Annotated in this window: 21 protein-coding genes; 9 read left to right on the top strand and 12 right to left on the bottom strand. The window is 68.6% G+C overall.

What is annotated here, in order from left to right:
- Position 1 precedes the first annotated feature (1 nt).
- On the bottom strand, positions 2-916 hold the full coding sequence (locus AB0L71_RS20585; protein WP_365244707.1) for an ACP S-malonyltransferase: 915 nt from the start codon (positions 914-916) through the stop codon (positions 2-4).
- An 89-nt stretch (positions 917-1,005) separates the two neighbouring features.
- Positions 1,006-2,205, bottom strand: coding sequence for a helix-turn-helix domain-containing protein (locus AB0L71_RS20580; RefSeq protein ID WP_365244705.1), 1,200 nt, complete (start codon positions 2,203-2,205; stop codon positions 1,006-1,008).
- 160 nt (positions 2,206-2,365) lie between these two features.
- Here AB0L71_RS20580 and AB0L71_RS20575 point away from each other — a divergent pair, with 160 nt between their 5' ends.
- Positions 2,366-3,040: a pirin family protein gene (locus AB0L71_RS20575; protein WP_365244702.1), complete on the top strand. Its 675-nt coding sequence runs from the start codon at positions 2,366-2,368 to the stop codon at positions 3,038-3,040.
- A gap of 187 nt (positions 3,041-3,227) precedes the next feature.
- Positions 3,228-3,794: a hypothetical protein gene (locus tag AB0L71_RS20570; protein WP_365244699.1), complete on the top strand. Its 567-nt coding sequence runs from the start codon at positions 3,228-3,230 to the stop codon at positions 3,792-3,794.
- A gap of 33 nt (positions 3,795-3,827) precedes the next feature.
- On the opposite strand, the gene AB0L71_RS20565 is transcribed toward AB0L71_RS20570, so the two are convergent.
- Entirely contained in the window at positions 3,828-4,418 is a 591-nt protein-coding gene (locus AB0L71_RS20565; RefSeq protein WP_365244696.1) for a GNAT family N-acetyltransferase, read from the bottom strand.
- 148 nt (positions 4,419-4,566) lie between these two features.
- Between AB0L71_RS20565 and AB0L71_RS20560 the strand changes: the two genes are divergently transcribed.
- Complete coding sequence (locus tag AB0L71_RS20560) at positions 4,567-5,811, top strand: DUF4157 domain-containing protein (protein WP_365244693.1); 1,245 nt, start codon at positions 4,567-4,569, stop codon at positions 5,809-5,811.
- Between the two features lie 81 nt (positions 5,812-5,892).
- Here the strand turns inward: AB0L71_RS20560 and AB0L71_RS20555 are convergent, their stop codons facing one another.
- Complete coding sequence (locus AB0L71_RS20555; RefSeq protein ID WP_365244691.1) at positions 5,893-6,159, bottom strand: DUF397 domain-containing protein; 267 nt, start codon at positions 6,157-6,159, stop codon at positions 5,893-5,895.
- Positions 6,119-6,967 (bottom strand): helix-turn-helix transcriptional regulator, encoded by an 849-nt coding sequence (locus AB0L71_RS20550; RefSeq protein ID WP_365244689.1) that lies wholly within the window; start codon positions 6,965-6,967, stop codon positions 6,119-6,121. The genes AB0L71_RS20555 and AB0L71_RS20550 overlap by 41 nt, the downstream gene beginning before the upstream one ends.
- An 85-nt stretch (positions 6,968-7,052) precedes the next feature.
- On the opposite strand from AB0L71_RS20550, the gene AB0L71_RS20545 reads away from it, so the two are divergent.
- Entirely contained in the window at positions 7,053-7,544 is a 492-nt protein-coding gene (locus AB0L71_RS20545; protein ID WP_365244686.1) for an ATP-binding protein, read from the top strand.
- Here the strand turns inward: AB0L71_RS20545 and AB0L71_RS20540 are convergent.
- The 5 genes from AB0L71_RS20540 to AB0L71_RS20520 all read right to left on the bottom strand — a co-directional run bounded on the left by AB0L71_RS20540 (position 7,504) and on the right by AB0L71_RS20520 (position 10,811).
- Complete coding sequence (locus AB0L71_RS20540) at positions 7,504-8,325, bottom strand: serine hydrolase domain-containing protein (RefSeq protein ID WP_365244683.1); 822 nt, start codon at positions 8,323-8,325, stop codon at positions 7,504-7,506. The two genes, AB0L71_RS20545 and AB0L71_RS20540, sit on opposite strands and share 41 nt — an antisense overlap.
- A 156-nt stretch (positions 8,326-8,481) precedes the next feature.
- The gene (locus tag AB0L71_RS20535; RefSeq protein WP_365244680.1) at positions 8,482-9,009 is read right to left on the bottom strand and encodes a DinB family protein; all 528 of its coding nucleotides are present in this window, start codon (positions 9,007-9,009) and stop codon (positions 8,482-8,484) included.
- 185 nt (positions 9,010-9,194) lie between these two features.
- Entirely contained in the window at positions 9,195-9,662 is a 468-nt protein-coding gene (locus AB0L71_RS20530; RefSeq protein ID WP_365244677.1) for a hypothetical protein, read from the bottom strand.
- An 85-nt stretch (positions 9,663-9,747) separates the two neighbouring features.
- A complete protein-coding gene (locus AB0L71_RS20525; protein ID WP_365244674.1) occupies positions 9,748-10,275 on the bottom strand; it encodes a transposase in 528 nt (175 codons plus the stop codon).
- On the bottom strand, positions 10,272-10,811 hold the full coding sequence (locus tag AB0L71_RS20520) for a winged helix-turn-helix domain-containing protein (protein WP_365244671.1): 540 nt from the start codon (positions 10,809-10,811) through the stop codon (positions 10,272-10,274). Before AB0L71_RS20520 ends, AB0L71_RS20525 begins: the two co-directional genes overlap by 4 nt.
- Positions 10,812-11,098: 287 nt before the next feature.
- On the opposite strand from AB0L71_RS20520, the gene AB0L71_RS20515 reads away from it, so the two are divergent.
- The 4 genes from AB0L71_RS20515 to AB0L71_RS20500 all read left to right on the top strand — a co-directional run bounded on the left by AB0L71_RS20515 (position 11,099) and on the right by AB0L71_RS20500 (position 14,091).
- Positions 11,099-11,341 (top strand): hypothetical protein, encoded by a 243-nt coding sequence (locus tag AB0L71_RS20515; RefSeq protein WP_365244668.1) that lies wholly within the window; start codon positions 11,099-11,101, stop codon positions 11,339-11,341.
- A gap of 130 nt (positions 11,342-11,471) precedes the next feature.
- Entirely contained in the window at positions 11,472-11,849 is a 378-nt protein-coding gene (locus AB0L71_RS20510) for a hypothetical protein (RefSeq protein ID WP_365244665.1), read from the top strand.
- A gap of 453 nt (positions 11,850-12,302) precedes the next feature.
- A complete protein-coding gene (locus AB0L71_RS20505) occupies positions 12,303-13,538 on the top strand; it encodes a hypothetical protein (RefSeq protein ID WP_365244662.1) in 1,236 nt (411 codons plus the stop codon).
- Between the two features lie 160 nt (positions 13,539-13,698).
- On the top strand, positions 13,699-14,091 hold the full coding sequence (locus tag AB0L71_RS20500; RefSeq protein ID WP_365244659.1) for a hypothetical protein: 393 nt from the start codon (positions 13,699-13,701) through the stop codon (positions 14,089-14,091).
- Between the two features lie 40 nt (positions 14,092-14,131).
- On the opposite strand, the gene AB0L71_RS20495 is transcribed toward AB0L71_RS20500, so the two are convergent.
- Complete coding sequence (locus AB0L71_RS20495) at positions 14,132-14,269, bottom strand: hypothetical protein (RefSeq protein ID WP_365244894.1); 138 nt, start codon at positions 14,267-14,269, stop codon at positions 14,132-14,134.
- 25 nt (positions 14,270-14,294) lie between these two features.
- On the opposite strand from AB0L71_RS20495, the gene AB0L71_RS20490 reads away from it, so the two are divergent.
- Positions 14,295-14,684 carry a hypothetical protein gene (locus AB0L71_RS20490; protein WP_365244656.1) on the top strand — a complete coding sequence of 130 codons (390 nt, stop codon included), beginning with the start codon at positions 14,295-14,297 and terminating at the stop codon, positions 14,682-14,684.
- Between the two features lie 490 nt (positions 14,685-15,174).
- Here AB0L71_RS20490 and AB0L71_RS20485 read toward each other — a convergent pair whose 3' ends face one another.
- A complete protein-coding gene (locus tag AB0L71_RS20485; RefSeq protein WP_365244654.1) occupies positions 15,175-15,648 on the bottom strand; it encodes a hypothetical protein in 474 nt (157 codons plus the stop codon).
- Between the last annotated feature and the right edge of the window lie 47 nt (positions 15,649-15,695).

Here is a 15,695-nt window from a genome sequence, read left to right as displayed (position 1 = left end):
CTTATGCGCCCGCGTGCTCGGTGATGAGCGCGCGGGCCGCGTCGAGGTCGTCGGGGGTCTTGAGCGCGAGGGTCTGCACACCGGGCATCGCACGCTTGGCGAGACCCGTGAGGGTGCCCCCGGGGCACACCTCGATGAGGGCCGTGACGCCCATCTTCTTGAACGTCTCCATGCACAGGTCCCAGCGGACCGGGTTGGCCACCTGGCCGACCAGTCGGGAGACCACCTCGTCACCGGTGGCAACGATCCCGCCGTCGGCGTTCGAGACGTACGTCACGGCCGGATCGGCGATCTTCAGCTCCAGAGCGGCCTCACGCAGCCGCTCGACCGCGGGCGCCATGTGGTGCGTGTGGAAGGCTCCGGCGACCTTGAGCGGCACCACGCGCCGCACACCCTCGGGCATGTCCGCGACCAGCGCGGCGATCTGCTCCGCGGTGCCGGCGGCGACGATCTGGCCGCCCCCGTTGACGTTCGCCGGGGTCAGGCCGAGCTTCTCCAGATGCGGGACCGACACCTCGGGATCGCCGCCGAGCAGCGCCGCCATGCCGGTCTCGGTGACCGCCGCGGCGTCCGCCATGGCGAGCCCACGGGCCCGCACCAGACGGAGCGCGGCCTCGTCGTCGATGACTCCGGCGAAGGCGGCTGCGGTGATCTCGCCCACACTGTGACCCGCGACGATGTCGGGCGACGCGTTGATTGCGGCAGCGGACAGCAGACCGGCGGCGACCAGCAGCGGCTGGGCCACCGCGGTGTCACGGATCGCCTCTGCGTCGGCCTCGGTGCCGTAGTGGGTGAGGTCGAGACCGATGGCGTCGGACCAGGCCGCGATGCGGTCGGCAGCGCCGGGGAGGTCGAGCCAGGGGGTCAGGAAGCCGGGCGTCTGAGCGCCTTGGCCGGGAGCGACGAGTACGAGCACCCTCACACTCTCTCTTGCGAACGGTCCGTAACGCCCGTGGGGACAGGGACGAAGAACCGTATAGGGAATTGTTGATGTCCGACAAAAGTTTAGGACTGGGTGTCTCTCGCGGCCAAGCGCCCCAGGATCAGGGCGATTCGCAGCGTGAACGCCGAGCGGACGTCGGAGGGCGACCACCCGGTGACGTCAGTCACACGTCGAAGCCGGTAGCGCACGGTGTTCGGGTGGACAAAAAGCATCCTTGCCGCGCCTTCCAGACTGCTCGCCTGCTCCAGATACACACTCAGTGTCTCCAGGAGAGCGGAGCCCGCCTCCTCCAGCGGTCTGTAGATCTCCTCCACCAACTGGTCCCGCGCGGCCGGGTCTCCCGCCATGGCCCGCTCCGGCAGCAGATCGTCGGCCAGCACGGGGCGTGGGGCGTCCTGCCAGGCAGTGCACGCCTTCAGCCCGGCCGCCGCCGCCTGCGCGGACCGGGTGGCCGCCAGCAGGTCGGGCACCACCGGCCCGGCGACGACGGGACCCGCCGCGTACGGGCCGATCAGCGCCTTCGCGACATGCAGCGGGTTGTCGCTGCCGCCCGCGATGACGACCAGCCGGTTGCCCAGCACCCCGGTCAGGACCTGGAGCTTCGCATGCCGGGCGGCCCGCCGGATCGCCTCCACGGTCAGCTCACTGTCACCGTCCGGGGCGGTGCCGAGCACCACACAGACGTGCTCGGGGGAGTTCCAGCCGAGCGCCGCGGCACGGGACACCGCACCCTCGTCGGCCTCGCCGGACAGCACCGCGTTCACCACGAGCGATTCCAGCCGGGCGTCCCAGGCACCACGGGCCTCGGCGGCCTGCGCGTACACCTGGGCGGTCGCGAAGGCGATCTCCCGCGCGTAGACGAGCAGCGCCTCACGCAGCACCGATTCGTCGCCGGGCGCGGCGACCTCCTCGATCGCGGCCTCCATGACCTCGATCGTCGTCCGCACCATCTCCACGGTCTGCCGCAGGGTGATGGCCCGGGTCAGCTCCCGCGGGGCCGTACCGAACACATCGGTGGAGATGGCCTGCGGGGTCTCCGGATGCCGGAACCACTCGGTGAACGCCGCGATCCCGGCCTGGGCCACCAGGCCGATCCAGGACCGGTTCTCCGGGGGCATCGCCCGGTACCACGGCAGCGTCTCGTCCATGCGGGCGATCGCGTTGGCGGCCAGTCGGCCGGAGGACCGCTCCAGCCTCTTCAGGGTCGCGGCATGCAGGGGGGCGTCGTTGGCAGCGGGCTGCTCAGGATCGGGTCGGGGCACGCACACAAGACTGCCTCATCGGACCAGGTGCACGGAGGGCCGGGGCGGTCGCGGGTCGTACTGCCGGGTAGCGAACCGGTGCGCGGGCCACTTTTTCGGGGGCGGTCGGCAGGTCGTTGAGGGGCCCGCGGGGCCGGGCGCGCCCGGCTACCGTGGACGGATGATCTCCGTACAGCGCTCCGACGACCGTTTCACGGGCGGGGACGAAGCGGCCGGCATCGAGTCGCTGCACGCCTTCTCGTTCGGCACCTTCTACGACCCGGACAACCTCCGCTTCGGCGCGATGCTGGCCTGCAACGAGGAACGCCTCGCCCCGGGCGCGGGCTTCGACGAGCACCCGCACAGCCACACCGAGATCATCACCTGGGTCGTCGAGGGCGAGCTGACCCACCGCGACTCGACCGGCCACGCCACGGTCGTACGGGCCGGCGACCTCCAGCACCTCAGCGCCGCGGCCGGCGTACGGCACGTGGAACGCAACGACGGCGACGGTCCGCTCACCTTCCTCCAGATGTGGCTCGCCCCCCTCGAACCCGGCGGCGACCCCGCGTACACGATCGTCCCCGGCCTCGCCGCCTCCGCCCCGTACGCCGTTCCGCAGGCGGGCGCCCGGCTGTGGGTGCGCAGGCTCGCCGCGGGTGAGCGTGCGGCGGTGCCGGACGCGGCGCGGGTGTACGTCCACGTGGTGGTCGGCGGCGTGCGGATCGGCGACGAGGCGCTGGCGGCCGGTGACGCGGCACGGATCAGCGGGGAGGCGGGGCTGGAGCTGGTGGCGGCCGAGGGGGCTGGGGTGGCCGGGGCGGCCGAGGTGCTGATCTGGGAACTGTCGGCCTGAGCTGCTGCCGGTTTCCGGTCCAGGCTGCCGACCGGTTGCGCGAACTCCGTGGTTGTGGCTTGATCTTCCAGGTGTCGCGGCCGGAGCTCGTCTTTGGCAACCGACCCTGAACGAGGAAGAGTTGGGGCGGGGGAGTAGTGATCAGGCCCCCGTCCCCCGGAGGCTGCCGACAGGGGATGAGGGCGAGATGCGGTTTCGGCGGATGGTGGCCGGTGCGGCGGCCGTGTTGGCGCTGGGCGCGATGAGCGCCTGCGGGAGCAGCGACTCATCCGGCGACGACGGCGGGAAGACACCGGACGCGGCCGGCCAGAGCTCGCCGGAAGCCGGGGGCGGTACGTCGCTGAGCGCGGGCCTGCCGAGCGCCGCCACCATGGCGGACATCGAGACGTTCGTCGCGGGACGCACCACCTGCACCGGCATGCACCTGGAGCCGAAGAACTCCGAGGAGGAGTCGGTGGGCTCCGAGTGGGGCATCAAGGAGCGCGGCGTCTGCTACAACGCCAAGAAGATGTCGATCCGGCTCCTCTCCATCGACCACATGAAGACCTTCCAGGCCAGAGCCCAGCAGCGCGGCGGCGGCTACCTCGTCGGGAAGGACTTCGCCGTGTACTCCTCGACGGTCGAGACCCGGCAGGACCTCAAGAAGTCCGGGCTCCTGCACCTGTTCTGCCGGGACACGGGCGGCATCCCCACCGGGTTCGAGCAGGCACCCGCGGAAGTGGACGGCTGCGTGCTCACGAACTACATCGACTGACGCCCCGAGCCGGGTGCCACCGACCGCGAAACGCTACCGGTCCGCGTCCCGTCGCCACATCGACCACATCGGCGGCCCGGACCGGAACGTCATCTCCTCCTGCACCGTGAAGCCGTGCCGCTGGTAGAAGGTCAGATTGCGGTGGTTGCTCGACTCCAGGAACACCGGCCGCCCGTCCGCGTCCGCCTGCTCCAGCAACCCGCCCAGCACCTGTGACCCCCGCCCCGTGCCACGCACGTCCGCGTGCGTGCCGATGTACTCGACGTACCAGTGCGCGGGGTCCACGGGATGACGGTGCTCCATCGCCAGCAACCGCAGCCCGGTCCTGGGCAGTTGGGCCCGCCCGGCCCGCAGGAGGGTGCCCGCGTTGCGCAGCAGATAGCTCACCGGCAGCTTCCATTTCCCGGGCTCCGCCCACACCGCCGTCACCGTGCGGTCCGGGTCGGTCCACACCCGACCCGCCGGGACCTGCTGCGCCAGATGCGCGGTGAACAGCAGTCGCAGCCGCCGGTCCCGGTCGTGCGGCATCAGCCAGGACCAGACGGGGTCCTCGGCGTAGGCGCTGGCGAGCACGGAAGCGAGCCCCGGGACATCGGCGGCGGTAGCGCGGACTATGTCGGCCATGGCCGAGGAGGGTAGCGGGTGCCGCGGCGGCCATGCCTCCCTGTCCGCCAAGTCGGCCGATTCTGCCCTCGGGTACCTGGCCCGCACCGGAAGGGGCCGTGTAGTGATGAGAGGCCACCAGCCCGTGCACCCCTCCGGAAGGCTTCTGATGCGCGCACGCGAATCCGACCACACCGTTGACGGAGCCCGTGACTCTGCTCGCGTGCGTACTCCGGAGAGAGCGCCGGGCACGAGCCAACTCCCCTCGCACACGCCGCGCGCCCTGCAGAGCAGTCTCGGCAACGCCGCCGTCGTCCAACTGCTCCGGCGGGCGGGGCACTCCTGGGCGCAGCCCGAGGAGCAGCACGAGGTGCAGCGCTCCGCCGTCCACGAGGTGCTGCGTACCGGAGGTAAGCCCATGGGCACCGCGCTGCGGGAGGAGATGGAGGCCCGACTTGGTGCCGACTTCTCCGACGTACGCATTCACGACGACAGCGCCGCACGGGCCTCCGCCGCCGAGGTCGGTGCCCGCGCCTACACCTCCGGCCATCACGTCGTCGTCGGCGCCGGTGGAGGCGACAAGCACACGCTCGCCCACGAGCTGACCCATGTCATCCAGCAGCGGCAGGGCGCCGTCTCCGGCACTGACAACGGCGCGGGCCTGCGGATCTCCGACCCTTCGGACACCTACGAACGGGCTGCGGAACAGAACGCCCGCCGGGTCATGTCCGCACCGGCACGGACCGCAGCGACCGGCGACCGGGAGAACCCGGGAGCAGGAGGGTCCCCGACCGCGGAGACACCGGTCCAGCGTGCCGGCGACTGGAAGAACAACCCGACGAAGAACGCCCTGGCCGCGGAGAAGGCCGCCAACCCGGGCAACGCACTGGTGCACACCCTGCACCACATCGTGCCCAAGTCACTGCTGGGGGATTTCGCCGCACTCCTCACCGCGACCCAGCTGACCGACGTCGTGACCGAGCTGGCGCCGCACGCCCCGACGGCGTTCACGACGGCAAGCGCCCAAGCCGGCGCCGTCTCCAAGGCCCTGAAGAACGTACCGGCCAACTTCGCCCTCGGCCCCGAGCCGGCGGTCAGGAACGACGACCCGGGCAGCAGCGGGCCGGACCTCAACTACACCGAGGACGGTTCCATCACACCCCGGTCCGAACAGCTGGAACACGTCTACGACTTCATCGAGGCGAAGGTCAGAGCCGCGGCGGCTGTCACTCAGGTGGAGCTGCAGGATCAGTTCATCGACCCGATGAGGCAGGCATGCATCGAGCACAATGCCGTGATCGCCCGTCTCGGGCTCGCCAACGGTGTGGGGCTCGACCCGAACCGGACGGCCTGGTCGGGTGACGCGGCCACGCGGTCCCAGCGCCGGACCCACATGATCGAACCGCTCGTCTGACGAAGACGAAGACGAAGAGGGCCCGGGACGAAGGCAGGTGGCCGTCCCGAGCCCCTCGTCGTGCCGGCTTCGCGGCGGCTCTCAGCGAAGCCCGTCCACGAAGGACTGCCAAGCACGGGCCCCGACGGTCACGACGGGGCCGTCGGGGTTCTTGCTGTCGCGAACGGGCACGGCGCAGGGGAGACCGTCGGCCACTTCGACGCAATCACCACCGGTGTTTCCGCTGTAACTGGACTTGCGCCAGGCCGCGCCGCCGGTGACGGTGCACTCGACGCAGTCGCCACCGGTGCTTCCGCTGTAACTCGACTTACGCCACAGGGCGTTCGTCAACTCGGGGCCGGTCTTCATAATGCTCCTCCATCACCCGGGCGATCAGGGCCGCGGAGTCCTCGACGGAGAGGGCGGCGGCCTGAAGGCGAGCGTAACGGAGCGCGGCTTCCCTGACCGTGTCGGGACTGGCCGTCATGTGGCCGGAGATGACGTCCTCTGTGTAGACGATGTCGGGATCTTCGTCGAAGCGAAGTAGGTTGAACGACCCTGCGAGACTCGCGTGTTCACCGGCCGAGAAGGGAAGCACCTGGATCTGCATCCAGCGCTGTCCGGTGAAGTCCAACAGGCGCTGGAGTTGCCTCCGCATCACCCCGTGACCGCCGATCGGCCGGTGCAGCACCGCCTCGTCGAGAACGGTCCAGGCCAGCGGCGGCCGTTCCCGCTCCAGGATGCGCTGGCGTTCCATCCGGGCTGCCACCAGCCCTTCGAGGTCGTCGGGCATCCCGGTGGCGAGCACCGCCCGCGCATACTCCTCCGTCTGCAACAGCCCGTACACCAACTGCGCCTGGTACGTGGAGATGTACGCGGCGCAGGACTCCATCTCGGCGTAGGGCTGGAACCAGGTCGGCAGCTGGCTGCGCAGCACCAGGCCGATCAGTCGCGAGAACATCCCGTCCGTCCCGAGTGCCGCGTCCACCCGCTCGGAGAAGTCGCGAGTGGGGAGCTTCTTCGTGGTCTCGATCTGGCCGATCAATGAGCCGGTGCAGAAGATGATGTCGCCGAGCTGGCCCTGTTTGAGGTTGTGGGCCTCTCTCTGGCGGCGCAGTTCCCAGCCGTAGTAGTCCAACGGTGAGGCGCTGGGGTCAAGGGTCTGGATGTTCGGCACGGCGAGGCACCTCCGGCGTTCAACGCCTCACGGCGTTCGGTTCGGTACATAGCCGAGCGTAACCACGTGACTGCACTCTGGTGACATGAATCACGTAATCGATCCCCGGCTGGATGACCTGCCGGAGCCGACCTACCGCGCCGACTTCGCCATGGGGGAGCACTCGGCCCGGCATCTGCGCCACATCCTGCGCCTCTACCTCACCGGCTGGGATCTCCTCGACCTGGCCGACGCAGCGGAGTTGGCGCTCACCGAGCTGATCGCCAATGTGGTGCGGCACGTCCCCGGCCGACGCTGCCAGACGTTGATCTTCCTGCTCCCGGCCCGGGGTGTGCGCGTCGAGGTAGCGGACGACTGCCCCGCACTGCCGTCCGTGACGGCCGGGGACGTCTTCGACGAGGGCGGCAGGGGGCTCGTGCTGGTCGAGGCCGTCACCGACCGCTGGGGCGCCGAACCGCGCCGCGACGGAAACGGCAAGACGGTGTGGTTCGAGTGCTGGACCAAGAAGGGGGCGGACCGGCCGGGGGAGCCGGGGCTCAGCGTCCGGAACGAAGCTCCGCGAGCACCGCGTCCGTGAACGGCGGCCACGCCTCCACCGCCCACGGGCCGAAGGCCCGGTCGGTGAGCGCGACACAGGCCGCGCCCGCGACCGGGTCGATCCACAGGAACGTGCCGGACTGCCCGAAGTGGCCGAAGGTCGCGAGTGACGAGGAACTGCCGGTCCAGTGCGGGGACTTGTGATCCCGGATTTCGAAGCCGAGGCCCCAGTCGTTGGGGTTCTGGTGGCCGTAGCCCGGCAGTATGCCCTTCAGGCCGGGGTGAACGACGGTCTGCGCGGCGAGCACCGTGCGCGGGTCGAGGAGCCGCGGTGCCTGTACCTCCGCCGCGAACCGCGCCATGTCGTCGACGGTCGAGATGCCGTCCTTGGCGGGCGAGCCGTCCATCGTCGTCGATGTCATCCCGAGCGGTTCCAGTACGGCCTGGCGTACGTACTCCGGGAACGGGATGTCGGTCGCCTTGGCGATGTGGTCGCCGAGCATCTCGAAGCCCGCGTTGGAGTAGATCCTGCGGGTGCCGGGGGCCGACGTCGAGCGGTGCTCGTCGAAGGCGAGCCCGCTGGTGTGCGCCAGCAGATGGCGGACGGTGGAGCCCTCGGGGCCGGCCGGCTCGTCGAGCTCGATCGCGCCCTCCTCGTACGCCACGAGCGCCGCGTAGGCCGCGAGCGGCTTGGTGACGGAGGCGAGCGGGAAACGGTGCGCGGTCGGGCCGTGCGTACCGACGACGGTGCCGTCCGCTCGTACGACGGCCGCCGCGGCGGTGGGGACGGGCCAGTTGTCGATCATTGCCAGGCTGTGCATGCGTACGAGCGTAACTGGCGGGGGTTTCGCGCCACCGTCCGGACGAGGTGATCAAGTGCGCTCGGGAGCGGCTCCCGCGAGATGCGATGGAACCAGGTGCCCCGAACGATCAGGTATCTCCCGGCACCAGCCCTCCGACCGGTCCGAGGAAGAAGCTCAGTCGCCCGTCGCCCCGTCGGTCCGCTCCCGCAGGAAGTCGGCGTGGCCGTTGTGGCGGGCGTACTCCTGGATCATCGCCACGTAGACCCAGCGCAGGCTGAGGGAAACTCCGCGAGAGGAGACGAAGGTCTCGTCGAGATCGTGCCCGGCCGCCGCCGCGTCGCATGCTGCGACCTCGGCCCGGAACAACCCGAAGTCTCTCTCCGCGTCGGCTGCGCGGACTCCATCGAGTCCCTCATTGCCATCCGACGGGCCGGTGAAGACATCGCCGATGGCCTCACCGGCGAAGCTTCGCCGGAACCACCATCGTTCCACCTCCGCCATGTGCCGGACCAGGCCGAGAAGGGTGAGGGGCGACGGCTCCACGGTGGTCCGCGCCAACTGGGCCGGCTCAAGCCCGGCGCACTTGGCCAGCAAAGTTTCGCGATGCCAGCTCAGCCAACCTTCCAGCATCCGACGCTCAGTTGCCGTACCCAGGCCACCCAACTGCCCGGTGCGCTCCACCTGCGGTGCTGTCCATGTCATGGAGTCACCCTGCACTGCCGGCCGGGAGGGGGCCAAGAGGAAAGAGGGCTGCGCGGCCAGACTGGGGCGACTGAAGTCGACCGGGCACAAGACCCGCCCATGACGGCGTGACGCGTTCTTGGTACTGAACTTGAATGGGTGATGTCGGGCTGGACGGCTGCACTTGGTTCCTGCTGATACCTGAGTCAAATGTGGGCTCTGATCTGCTTCACCGGGTGCCCGAGTGTGTCACCGATGGTGGCCAGTTCCTCGTCGCCGAACCAGTCACGTTCGGGGTTCCAGATGGCGATCTCGAAGCGGGCGAAGCCGCACGGCCAGTCGTAGTCCAACACGTCCAGCGACGTGGCGGCGCCGCAGCAGGGCACTTCCACGGCCAAGGTGGCGAAGCCGTCCTCACAGTGGCTTTCCAGCAGGTCGGCGTACCACTCAGTGTCGATCGAGGCACCGCAGTGCGGGCAGCCGATCCGTTCCAGGTTCTCGCCGCAGTCGACGGGGGTGAGGGTGTCGTGCCAGGTGACGTCGATCTCGACCCCCACGCCATCGGGCAGGCCGGGAGCCAGGTCCGCGGTGAGCGCGGCAGTCCGCTCGGCCGCCGCCCGGTCGGGCTGCCACTGTGGATCGGTCGGAATGATCGACAGGACGTCGTCGCTCACGGGCTCACTCAATTCGTCGGGCACAAGCGTTCGGCGGGCTGCCGCGATCGTAGGGCCACGTGCCGGCTGGCCGTTTCCTGGTTCGCTACTCGCGGATGGCAAGGCCAGTGCCGGCGAGGCAACCGTCGACTATGTCCGGTCGGTACTGGATCTGCTTGAGCCTGCGCTTGACGGCCTTGGTGATCTGGGCGAGGTCGGCCGCGGCGAGGTTGCCGACCTCTCGCTTGACCAGCGACCAGATGCCTTCTTGCGGGTTGAGGTCAGGTGCGTATGTGGGCAGTTGGAAGATAGTGAGCCATTGCACGTTCGCGGCGGCCCACTCCCTCATCCCGGCGGTCAGGTGCAGGCGCACGTTGTCCCAGACGAGCACGATCGGGCCGCCAAGCTGGATGCGGGCTCGGACAAGCAGATCCCGTAGATCGCGCCAGCCGAAGCCCTTCGGCTCATCTTTGCGACCGTGGTACTCGCGGACGGCGTAGATCAGCCGCGACCGTTTCCCCCGCCGGTAGCAGACCATTCCTGCCATCGAGACCCGTCCGGATCCCCGGCCGCGGACCCGCACCACCGGCGTGCGGCCGACCCGGCCCCAGGTCCTGGCACGCGGCTGCGTCATCGATTGCCCGGCCTCGTCCTGAAAGACGATCCAGGCCCCGAGTGCCGCCGCGGTGTTCTTACCCGCGGCCAGACCTCCTTCTTCCACAGCTCGACGGCTTCGTCATCGCGCTCGATCGCCCGCCGAGCAGGCTGCTGCCATGACCAGCCGTGCCGCTTCAGCAACTGCCAGGTGCCCTCCACGGTGTACGAGACATGGAAGAGGCGGCCGATCAGGGTCTTCACCCGCGCCAGCGTCCACCGTTGATCTACCCAGCCGTGAACCAGCGGTCCCCGCTCCAACTCACGTTCCAGCCTGTCGACCTGGGCCGCGCTGAGCTTGGGCCGTCCCGGCGAGCCTGCGGACAGCAGTCCTATCTCGCCTTGCTCCCGCCAAGCCCGGCGCCATCGCTCAACCGACCGCTCACTGACCCGCAGCGCGACCGCGATCTCCCCGTTCTTCTCCCCGCGTTCGAAGCGTTCCACGGCCTGCAGCCTGACCCGCTCCCGGGCGGCCCTCCCCGCGGCGGTCAACCCGCCGCCCTGCGCGTACCTCACGCACAGATGGCTACCAGCGCCGATCAGCACCCGTCAGCCAAACCGACCCGACATCACCCGTTCAAGTTCAGTAGCCACCCTCCACCTCAACTGCAAACCGGGAGTGGAAGGAACTCACTATCCCCTAATCTACGCGGGTACGTGACGACAATTCAGCTCTACCCAATGCCCGGATGGTACCGGTATGCGGGCTTTCGTTCATTTTGGATTGCAAGGGTATCTGGCGCCTGCGCTTATCCATCGGGAGCGAAGGGGTAGCCGTAAAAATCGTGACGGAGAGGGCGGCTGTGACTGACAAGCAGGTAGGAGTATTCCTCTTAAGTGGCCTCGCATCTTTCCTCTTCATTCTTATGTGGAAGGATGGTTATGAACCCCTGGCAATCATCTTTGGTATATCAGCGGCAGTGGGTATACATGGCTACATTGAGGATGCCGAGGAGGGGCCTAAGCGCCCTGTTCTGACCATAGCTACCGAAATTGCTGGGGTCGTCGGAGGGGTACTCGCCGTCATTGAGTTTGTCAGAAAGTGAACACCGGGGCGACCTTCGGCCGCTTCGCGTCACGAACCGCTGAATGCGCACGCTGGTAGCGCCCGACCGGTGCACTTCAGCAAGATCGTGTGAAGAGCTCTTGGCGAGTGGCAGATGTGGAGGAGCTGGAATGCCCCCTGAGCCCGCTGAACTACAGACTCCGTGGATCCGTGCTCAGTTGATCGACTGGCTGGTGAGGCTGAGTGACCAGGGTTGGCAGGAGAAGAACTGGATGTCGAGGGATCCAGGCGATTCCAGCCTCGATGAGGCGCTGGATTTCTTCGATGACTCTGGCGTTTTCGCGGAACCACGCGGGAGGCTGGGTTTCGTCCTCGTCAGCGAAGAGGAAGTTGCAGCTATGAAGGAACTGAATTCGGTGCTGGATCGCGCAATTTCCGTGCCGTCATCGTGTGATGCGGAAATTATCCAAACGCGGGCATGGGGCGATGTCGTTGATGCCGCCCGTGGGGCTCTCGTCGCGATGGGTGAGAAAAAATTCGGTAGCTGATGCAACGAAACCCTCATTTCGCGGGTGGGTCATCGTTGCTGTCTTCAGCGGGCCTCAGGGCGTCGTTGAGGGTGTCGATGGCCGGCGTGGGAAGTGGGATCGGACGTGGACGTAGATGCCGGCGGTGACGCCGATGTGGCTCGGGATGTTGTGCTACTTTTCCGCCCGGCCTCCGGCCCAGGGTGCCAACGAAGCCACTCTGCGGATGTGTTGAGGCTGGCTGTTCTCGCAGGGACACCACCCAAATGAGCGCGACGGCCACGGTGCGCGAGTAGGCGGGTCCGGCCCGGGTGGCGGGGTCCGCGCCGGGGCGGCGCGCACCGGTGGTCGTGGGCCCCGCCCCCGGTTCGCGACCGGCGAAGGAGCGAAAGGAAGTCCCTTGTCCCGCTCCCCAGTTGGTCGGACGTCTCCTATCATTCCGTCCAGTGCCCGGTACCCGGCTCAGGGATGCGTATGTACTCATCCGAGGTGGACCTGCCCGTCGAGAGCTTCCTGCGCATGCCCTTCCGCACTCTGAGCGGGGGCGGTTTCGCCGCCATGGTGTTCGTGCTCGCCCGCTCCGCCGACGCCCCGGATCTGCAGAGAGGGTTCTTCCAGCACTGGAGCGACATCGATGACCTGACGGGCCACTACATCGCCGTCTTCTCCCCGTCGCCGAAGAAGATCCGAATCTCCGCGGAGCGCCCCCACTCGTTCTACAGCCCCGAGACCTGCTGGGTGCCCGGCCTGGAGGAAGCGGGCGGCCACAGCAGTCGGCTGTACCTGTCGTCCCGCACATGCCCGGGGTCCGTGCGGATGGGTACGAGTCGGCCGGTCGGAGCGATGCCGCCGCCCCCGCGGCTGATCGCCGCGGCGTCCGCCGTCCGACCGCACGATCTGGAGGAGCACCAGCTCGCCCTCACGTTCACGGTCTCGGCCATGCAGCGCTTCTTCGGGATACCCGCGTCCCTCGTGCCGTGTGCCGTGATCGTCGACCTGGAGCAGAGGAACGCGTTCGCCGTCGCGATGAAGGACGGCACCAGCGTGTACGACCTGCTGAAGCGGATCACGACGCGGATCGAGCACGTCATCCCCCGTATCGACGAGGCGGAGGCGGAGCGCGTCGCCGCTGTCGAAGCCCGCCACCGCCACCGCGACCGCCTGGGACGGTTGCGTTCGTCCGCCGACAACGCGCGCGCACACTGGGCCGCGCACAAGCGCCGTCTGATCGATGACCTGGAGGCGTTCTCCGGCCTCCTCGCGCCGGAGGAGGTCGACGTGTGCTCCTGGATGGCTCGGCGCCTCGAACACGACGAGCCGGTCGCGGAAGACGAGTGGACCTCGATACGGGCGCTGCTGCGCGCCATGGTCGCGACGGAGTCGCACGGCAGGCTGCCGAGAAGGCTGCGCCGGACGCTGGCCGGGCTGAACAGGGGGCGACCGGAGGAGGACGCGGCGCCGCGGAGACTGGCGGCGGCCCGGGCCGAGGCGGAGGCCACCGAGCTGCGGATCGGCCGCGTGAAGGCCCGGCTCGACGAACTCGGCCGGGAACTGGGGCTCGAAGCGGCGGTCGTCGGTGCCGCCGAGGATCTCGGTCTCACCCGGCTGCGAGAGCCCCGCCTCAGCGTCCCGCGGGGTCTCGACTGGCCGCTGCACGTCCTGGACGAGCAGGCACCCCACACCCTGAACCAGGGGTTCGAGCGGTCATGACGGCCGGCTCGGCCGTCCGCCGCTCGCCCGTACGAGTCCCCGAGGACCCAGGGAAGGCAATGTCCTGAACCACGAGACGCGCACCCAGCACACGTCCGCCTTCCTGACCGAGCAACTGACCGAGGAGCGGGCCAGGAAGGCGTCCTTCGAAACGCGCGGCATGGCCGTCATCTCGGCCTCGGGCACGCTCGTCGGCATCATCACCGGAGCCGTCGCACTGGCCACCAGCGGCCGATCCCTGACATTCCCGGGAACGGCTCAACTCCTGCTCGTCGCGGCCCTGGTCATGCAGGTGCTCGCCGCCGTCCTGGGACTGCTCGTCAACGTGCCGGTGCGACTGCCGCACGCCGGCACGGAGGACCTCACCCAGCTCCTCCGGCCCGGAACCCGTTTCGAGCCGGAGGAGTGGAACCGGGTGAGGACGGACACGATCACGGCCTTGCGGCGCGTCAACCGCAGGCGCGCCCGGGCCTTGTCGACGGCCCTGCTGCTCGTGGTGATCGGCCTGTTCCTGATGATGGCGAGTGCCACTGTCGCACTGCGGGCCACGTGACTGCCGGAGGGCGAGAGCGAAGCCCGCGGCGCGGCACCGATCAACCGGCCCTCCCCTCGGCGATCGAGGCGAAGGCGCCGAGCGAGTCCGTGCCCGGGGCGAAGTAGCCGGTGTGCCCGTGGGCCGTGCGGGCCGGCACGCTACGGGCGCCGAAGCCCCGGCCGGGCGGGTCGGTCACGGCCGCGCAGACGGACACCGATGCCGTGGCGAGCCCGCAGGTCCTCAGTACCAAGGGCTCGTCGAAGGCCCACGCGAAGTTCGGCTACGCACACGCCACATGGAAGTGGACGGGCCCCGGCAAGACCGGAAAAATCAAGGTCTACGTCAACGACCAGAGCTGCAAGGACGGTTACGACACGTTCGCCTTCATGCAGTTCAAGGGTGGCCGGTGGGGCAACTCGGTCATCACGGGGGAGAGCCGGGCCTGGAACGACAACTCGGACTGCGTCGGCAAGGGCAGGACCTCCACGTTCCCCGGCTTCACCGACACCTTCAACGTGCTCAAGGCCCGCGTAGTGGTCTGCAAGAACGACGTCTGGGGGACCGGCGACACCTGCGTCAAGGGCACGTGGCACAAGAACCCCAAGGCATAGGCACGTTCCACCGCCGAGCGCGCGGTGAGCGGGGGAACGGGTCCGCCGTCGGGGGCGGCGGACCCTCCGGGCCCCTGCCCAAACGCTCCGGCCCCGGGCGAGGGTGGCAGCCTCACCCCTCGCCCGGCACCACCAGTCCCGCCTCGTAGGCATGTCACAAGGCTGGTGACCATCGTTCGGCCGATCAGTGCGGCCGCCCGGGCCTCGGCCGTCGAGGGCGAACCAACGCCGTCAGGTGGACCGTCGCCGGCGCCGATGAGGCCTCCCAGAGATATGAGATGCGGTCAGCGCCAATCGACGGTCAAGAAGCCGGTCGGACACCGGACCCGGTGCGGGTCTCTCCCATAAGGCGGTGCATCGGTTCCGGCGGGGATGCGAGGCCCAAAAGGGGCCCCGCATCCTGAAGGACTTCAACCTTCTTTAGCTGTCCTGCCGTCCTTAGCAGAAGCGACTTTCGTGGATCCTCGGACAGCAGCTCACCTGGCTGCCATCATCCGGTCCGGCATGACAGCTGTTCGTCAATTTCCTTCGCGCTCATATATTTTCCCTTGATCGTCCAGTACTTGTTTGCCGCTTGGTGTTTTGCGGCCTCATCGAGGTCGACCAGGTCCCCGACGGATTCCCCATCCGAGAAGTCGGCGGATACGTCGACCAGAGCCGGAAAGCTCGCGGGTTTCTCGGTCTTGGAAACCTTCCGATAGTCGGTAGGCGACCAAAGCTCCAACTGCCCATTGCCAGCCGTGGCACCCAGTGGATCCTGGCCCCACCACAGCCTTTTCTCTTTCTTTCTGTCGTCGCCCGGATCCCATACTTCGACGCGCGAAATCTTTTCGCCGGCGCACATAGGGACCTTGATTTCGACCGTGTGCTCCCTGACCCTGAAGCCCAGTACCAGGACGTCGTCACCCGGATGCTCGGGCACCAGGCCACATGAGGTGGCCAAACCGCCCAGGAGGAGAGTCACGGCGATACTGCCGGACTTCAATGGCCCAAGGACACGTCGCCCAGATC

It is taken from the genome of Streptomyces sp. NPDC052052 (assembly GCF_040680455.1).
In the GTDB taxonomy this organism is placed as follows: domain Bacteria; phylum Actinomycetota; class Actinomycetes; order Streptomycetales; family Streptomycetaceae; genus Streptomyces.
The sequence above is the reverse complement of the archived record's forward strand: the minus strand, read 5'-3'. Positions and strand labels throughout refer to the sequence as shown.

Bases quoted from the DNA above. Each gene is read 5' to 3' on its own strand.
- AB0L71_RS20560 (WP_365244693.1), top strand. From the start codon at position 4,567: ATGCGCGCACGCGAATCCGACCACACCGTTGACGGAGCCCGTGACTCT.
- AB0L71_RS20565 (WP_365244696.1), bottom strand. From the start codon at position 4,418: ATGGCCGACATAGTCCGCGCTACCGCCGCCGATGTCCCGGGGCTCGCT.
- AB0L71_RS20545 (WP_365244686.1), top strand. From the start codon at position 7,053: ATGAATCACGTAATCGATCCCCGGCTGGATGACCTGCCGGAGCCGACC.
- AB0L71_RS20555 (WP_365244691.1), bottom strand. From the start codon at position 6,159: ATGAAGACCGGCCCCGAGTTGACGAACGCCCTGTGGCGTAAGTCGAGT.
- AB0L71_RS20525 (WP_365244674.1), bottom strand. From the start codon at position 10,275: ATGACGCAGCCGCGTGCCAGGACCTGGGGCCGGGTCGGCCGCACGCCG.
- AB0L71_RS20510 (WP_365244665.1), top strand. From the start codon at position 11,472: ATGCCCCCTGAGCCCGCTGAACTACAGACTCCGTGGATCCGTGCTCAG.
- AB0L71_RS20535 (WP_365244680.1), bottom strand. From the start codon at position 9,009: ATGACATGGACAGCACCGCAGGTGGAGCGCACCGGGCAGTTGGGTGGC.
- AB0L71_RS20505 (WP_365244662.1), top strand. From the start codon at position 12,303: ATGTACTCATCCGAGGTGGACCTGCCCGTCGAGAGCTTCCTGCGCATG.
- AB0L71_RS20540 (WP_365244683.1), bottom strand. From the start codon at position 8,325: ATGCACAGCCTGGCAATGATCGACAACTGGCCCGTCCCCACCGCCGCG.
- AB0L71_RS20570 (WP_365244699.1), top strand. From the start codon at position 3,228: ATGCGGTTTCGGCGGATGGTGGCCGGTGCGGCGGCCGTGTTGGCGCTG.
- AB0L71_RS20500 (WP_365244659.1), top strand. From the start codon at position 13,699: ATGGCCGTCATCTCGGCCTCGGGCACGCTCGTCGGCATCATCACCGGA.
- AB0L71_RS20575 (WP_365244702.1), top strand. From the start codon at position 2,366: ATGATCTCCGTACAGCGCTCCGACGACCGTTTCACGGGCGGGGACGAA.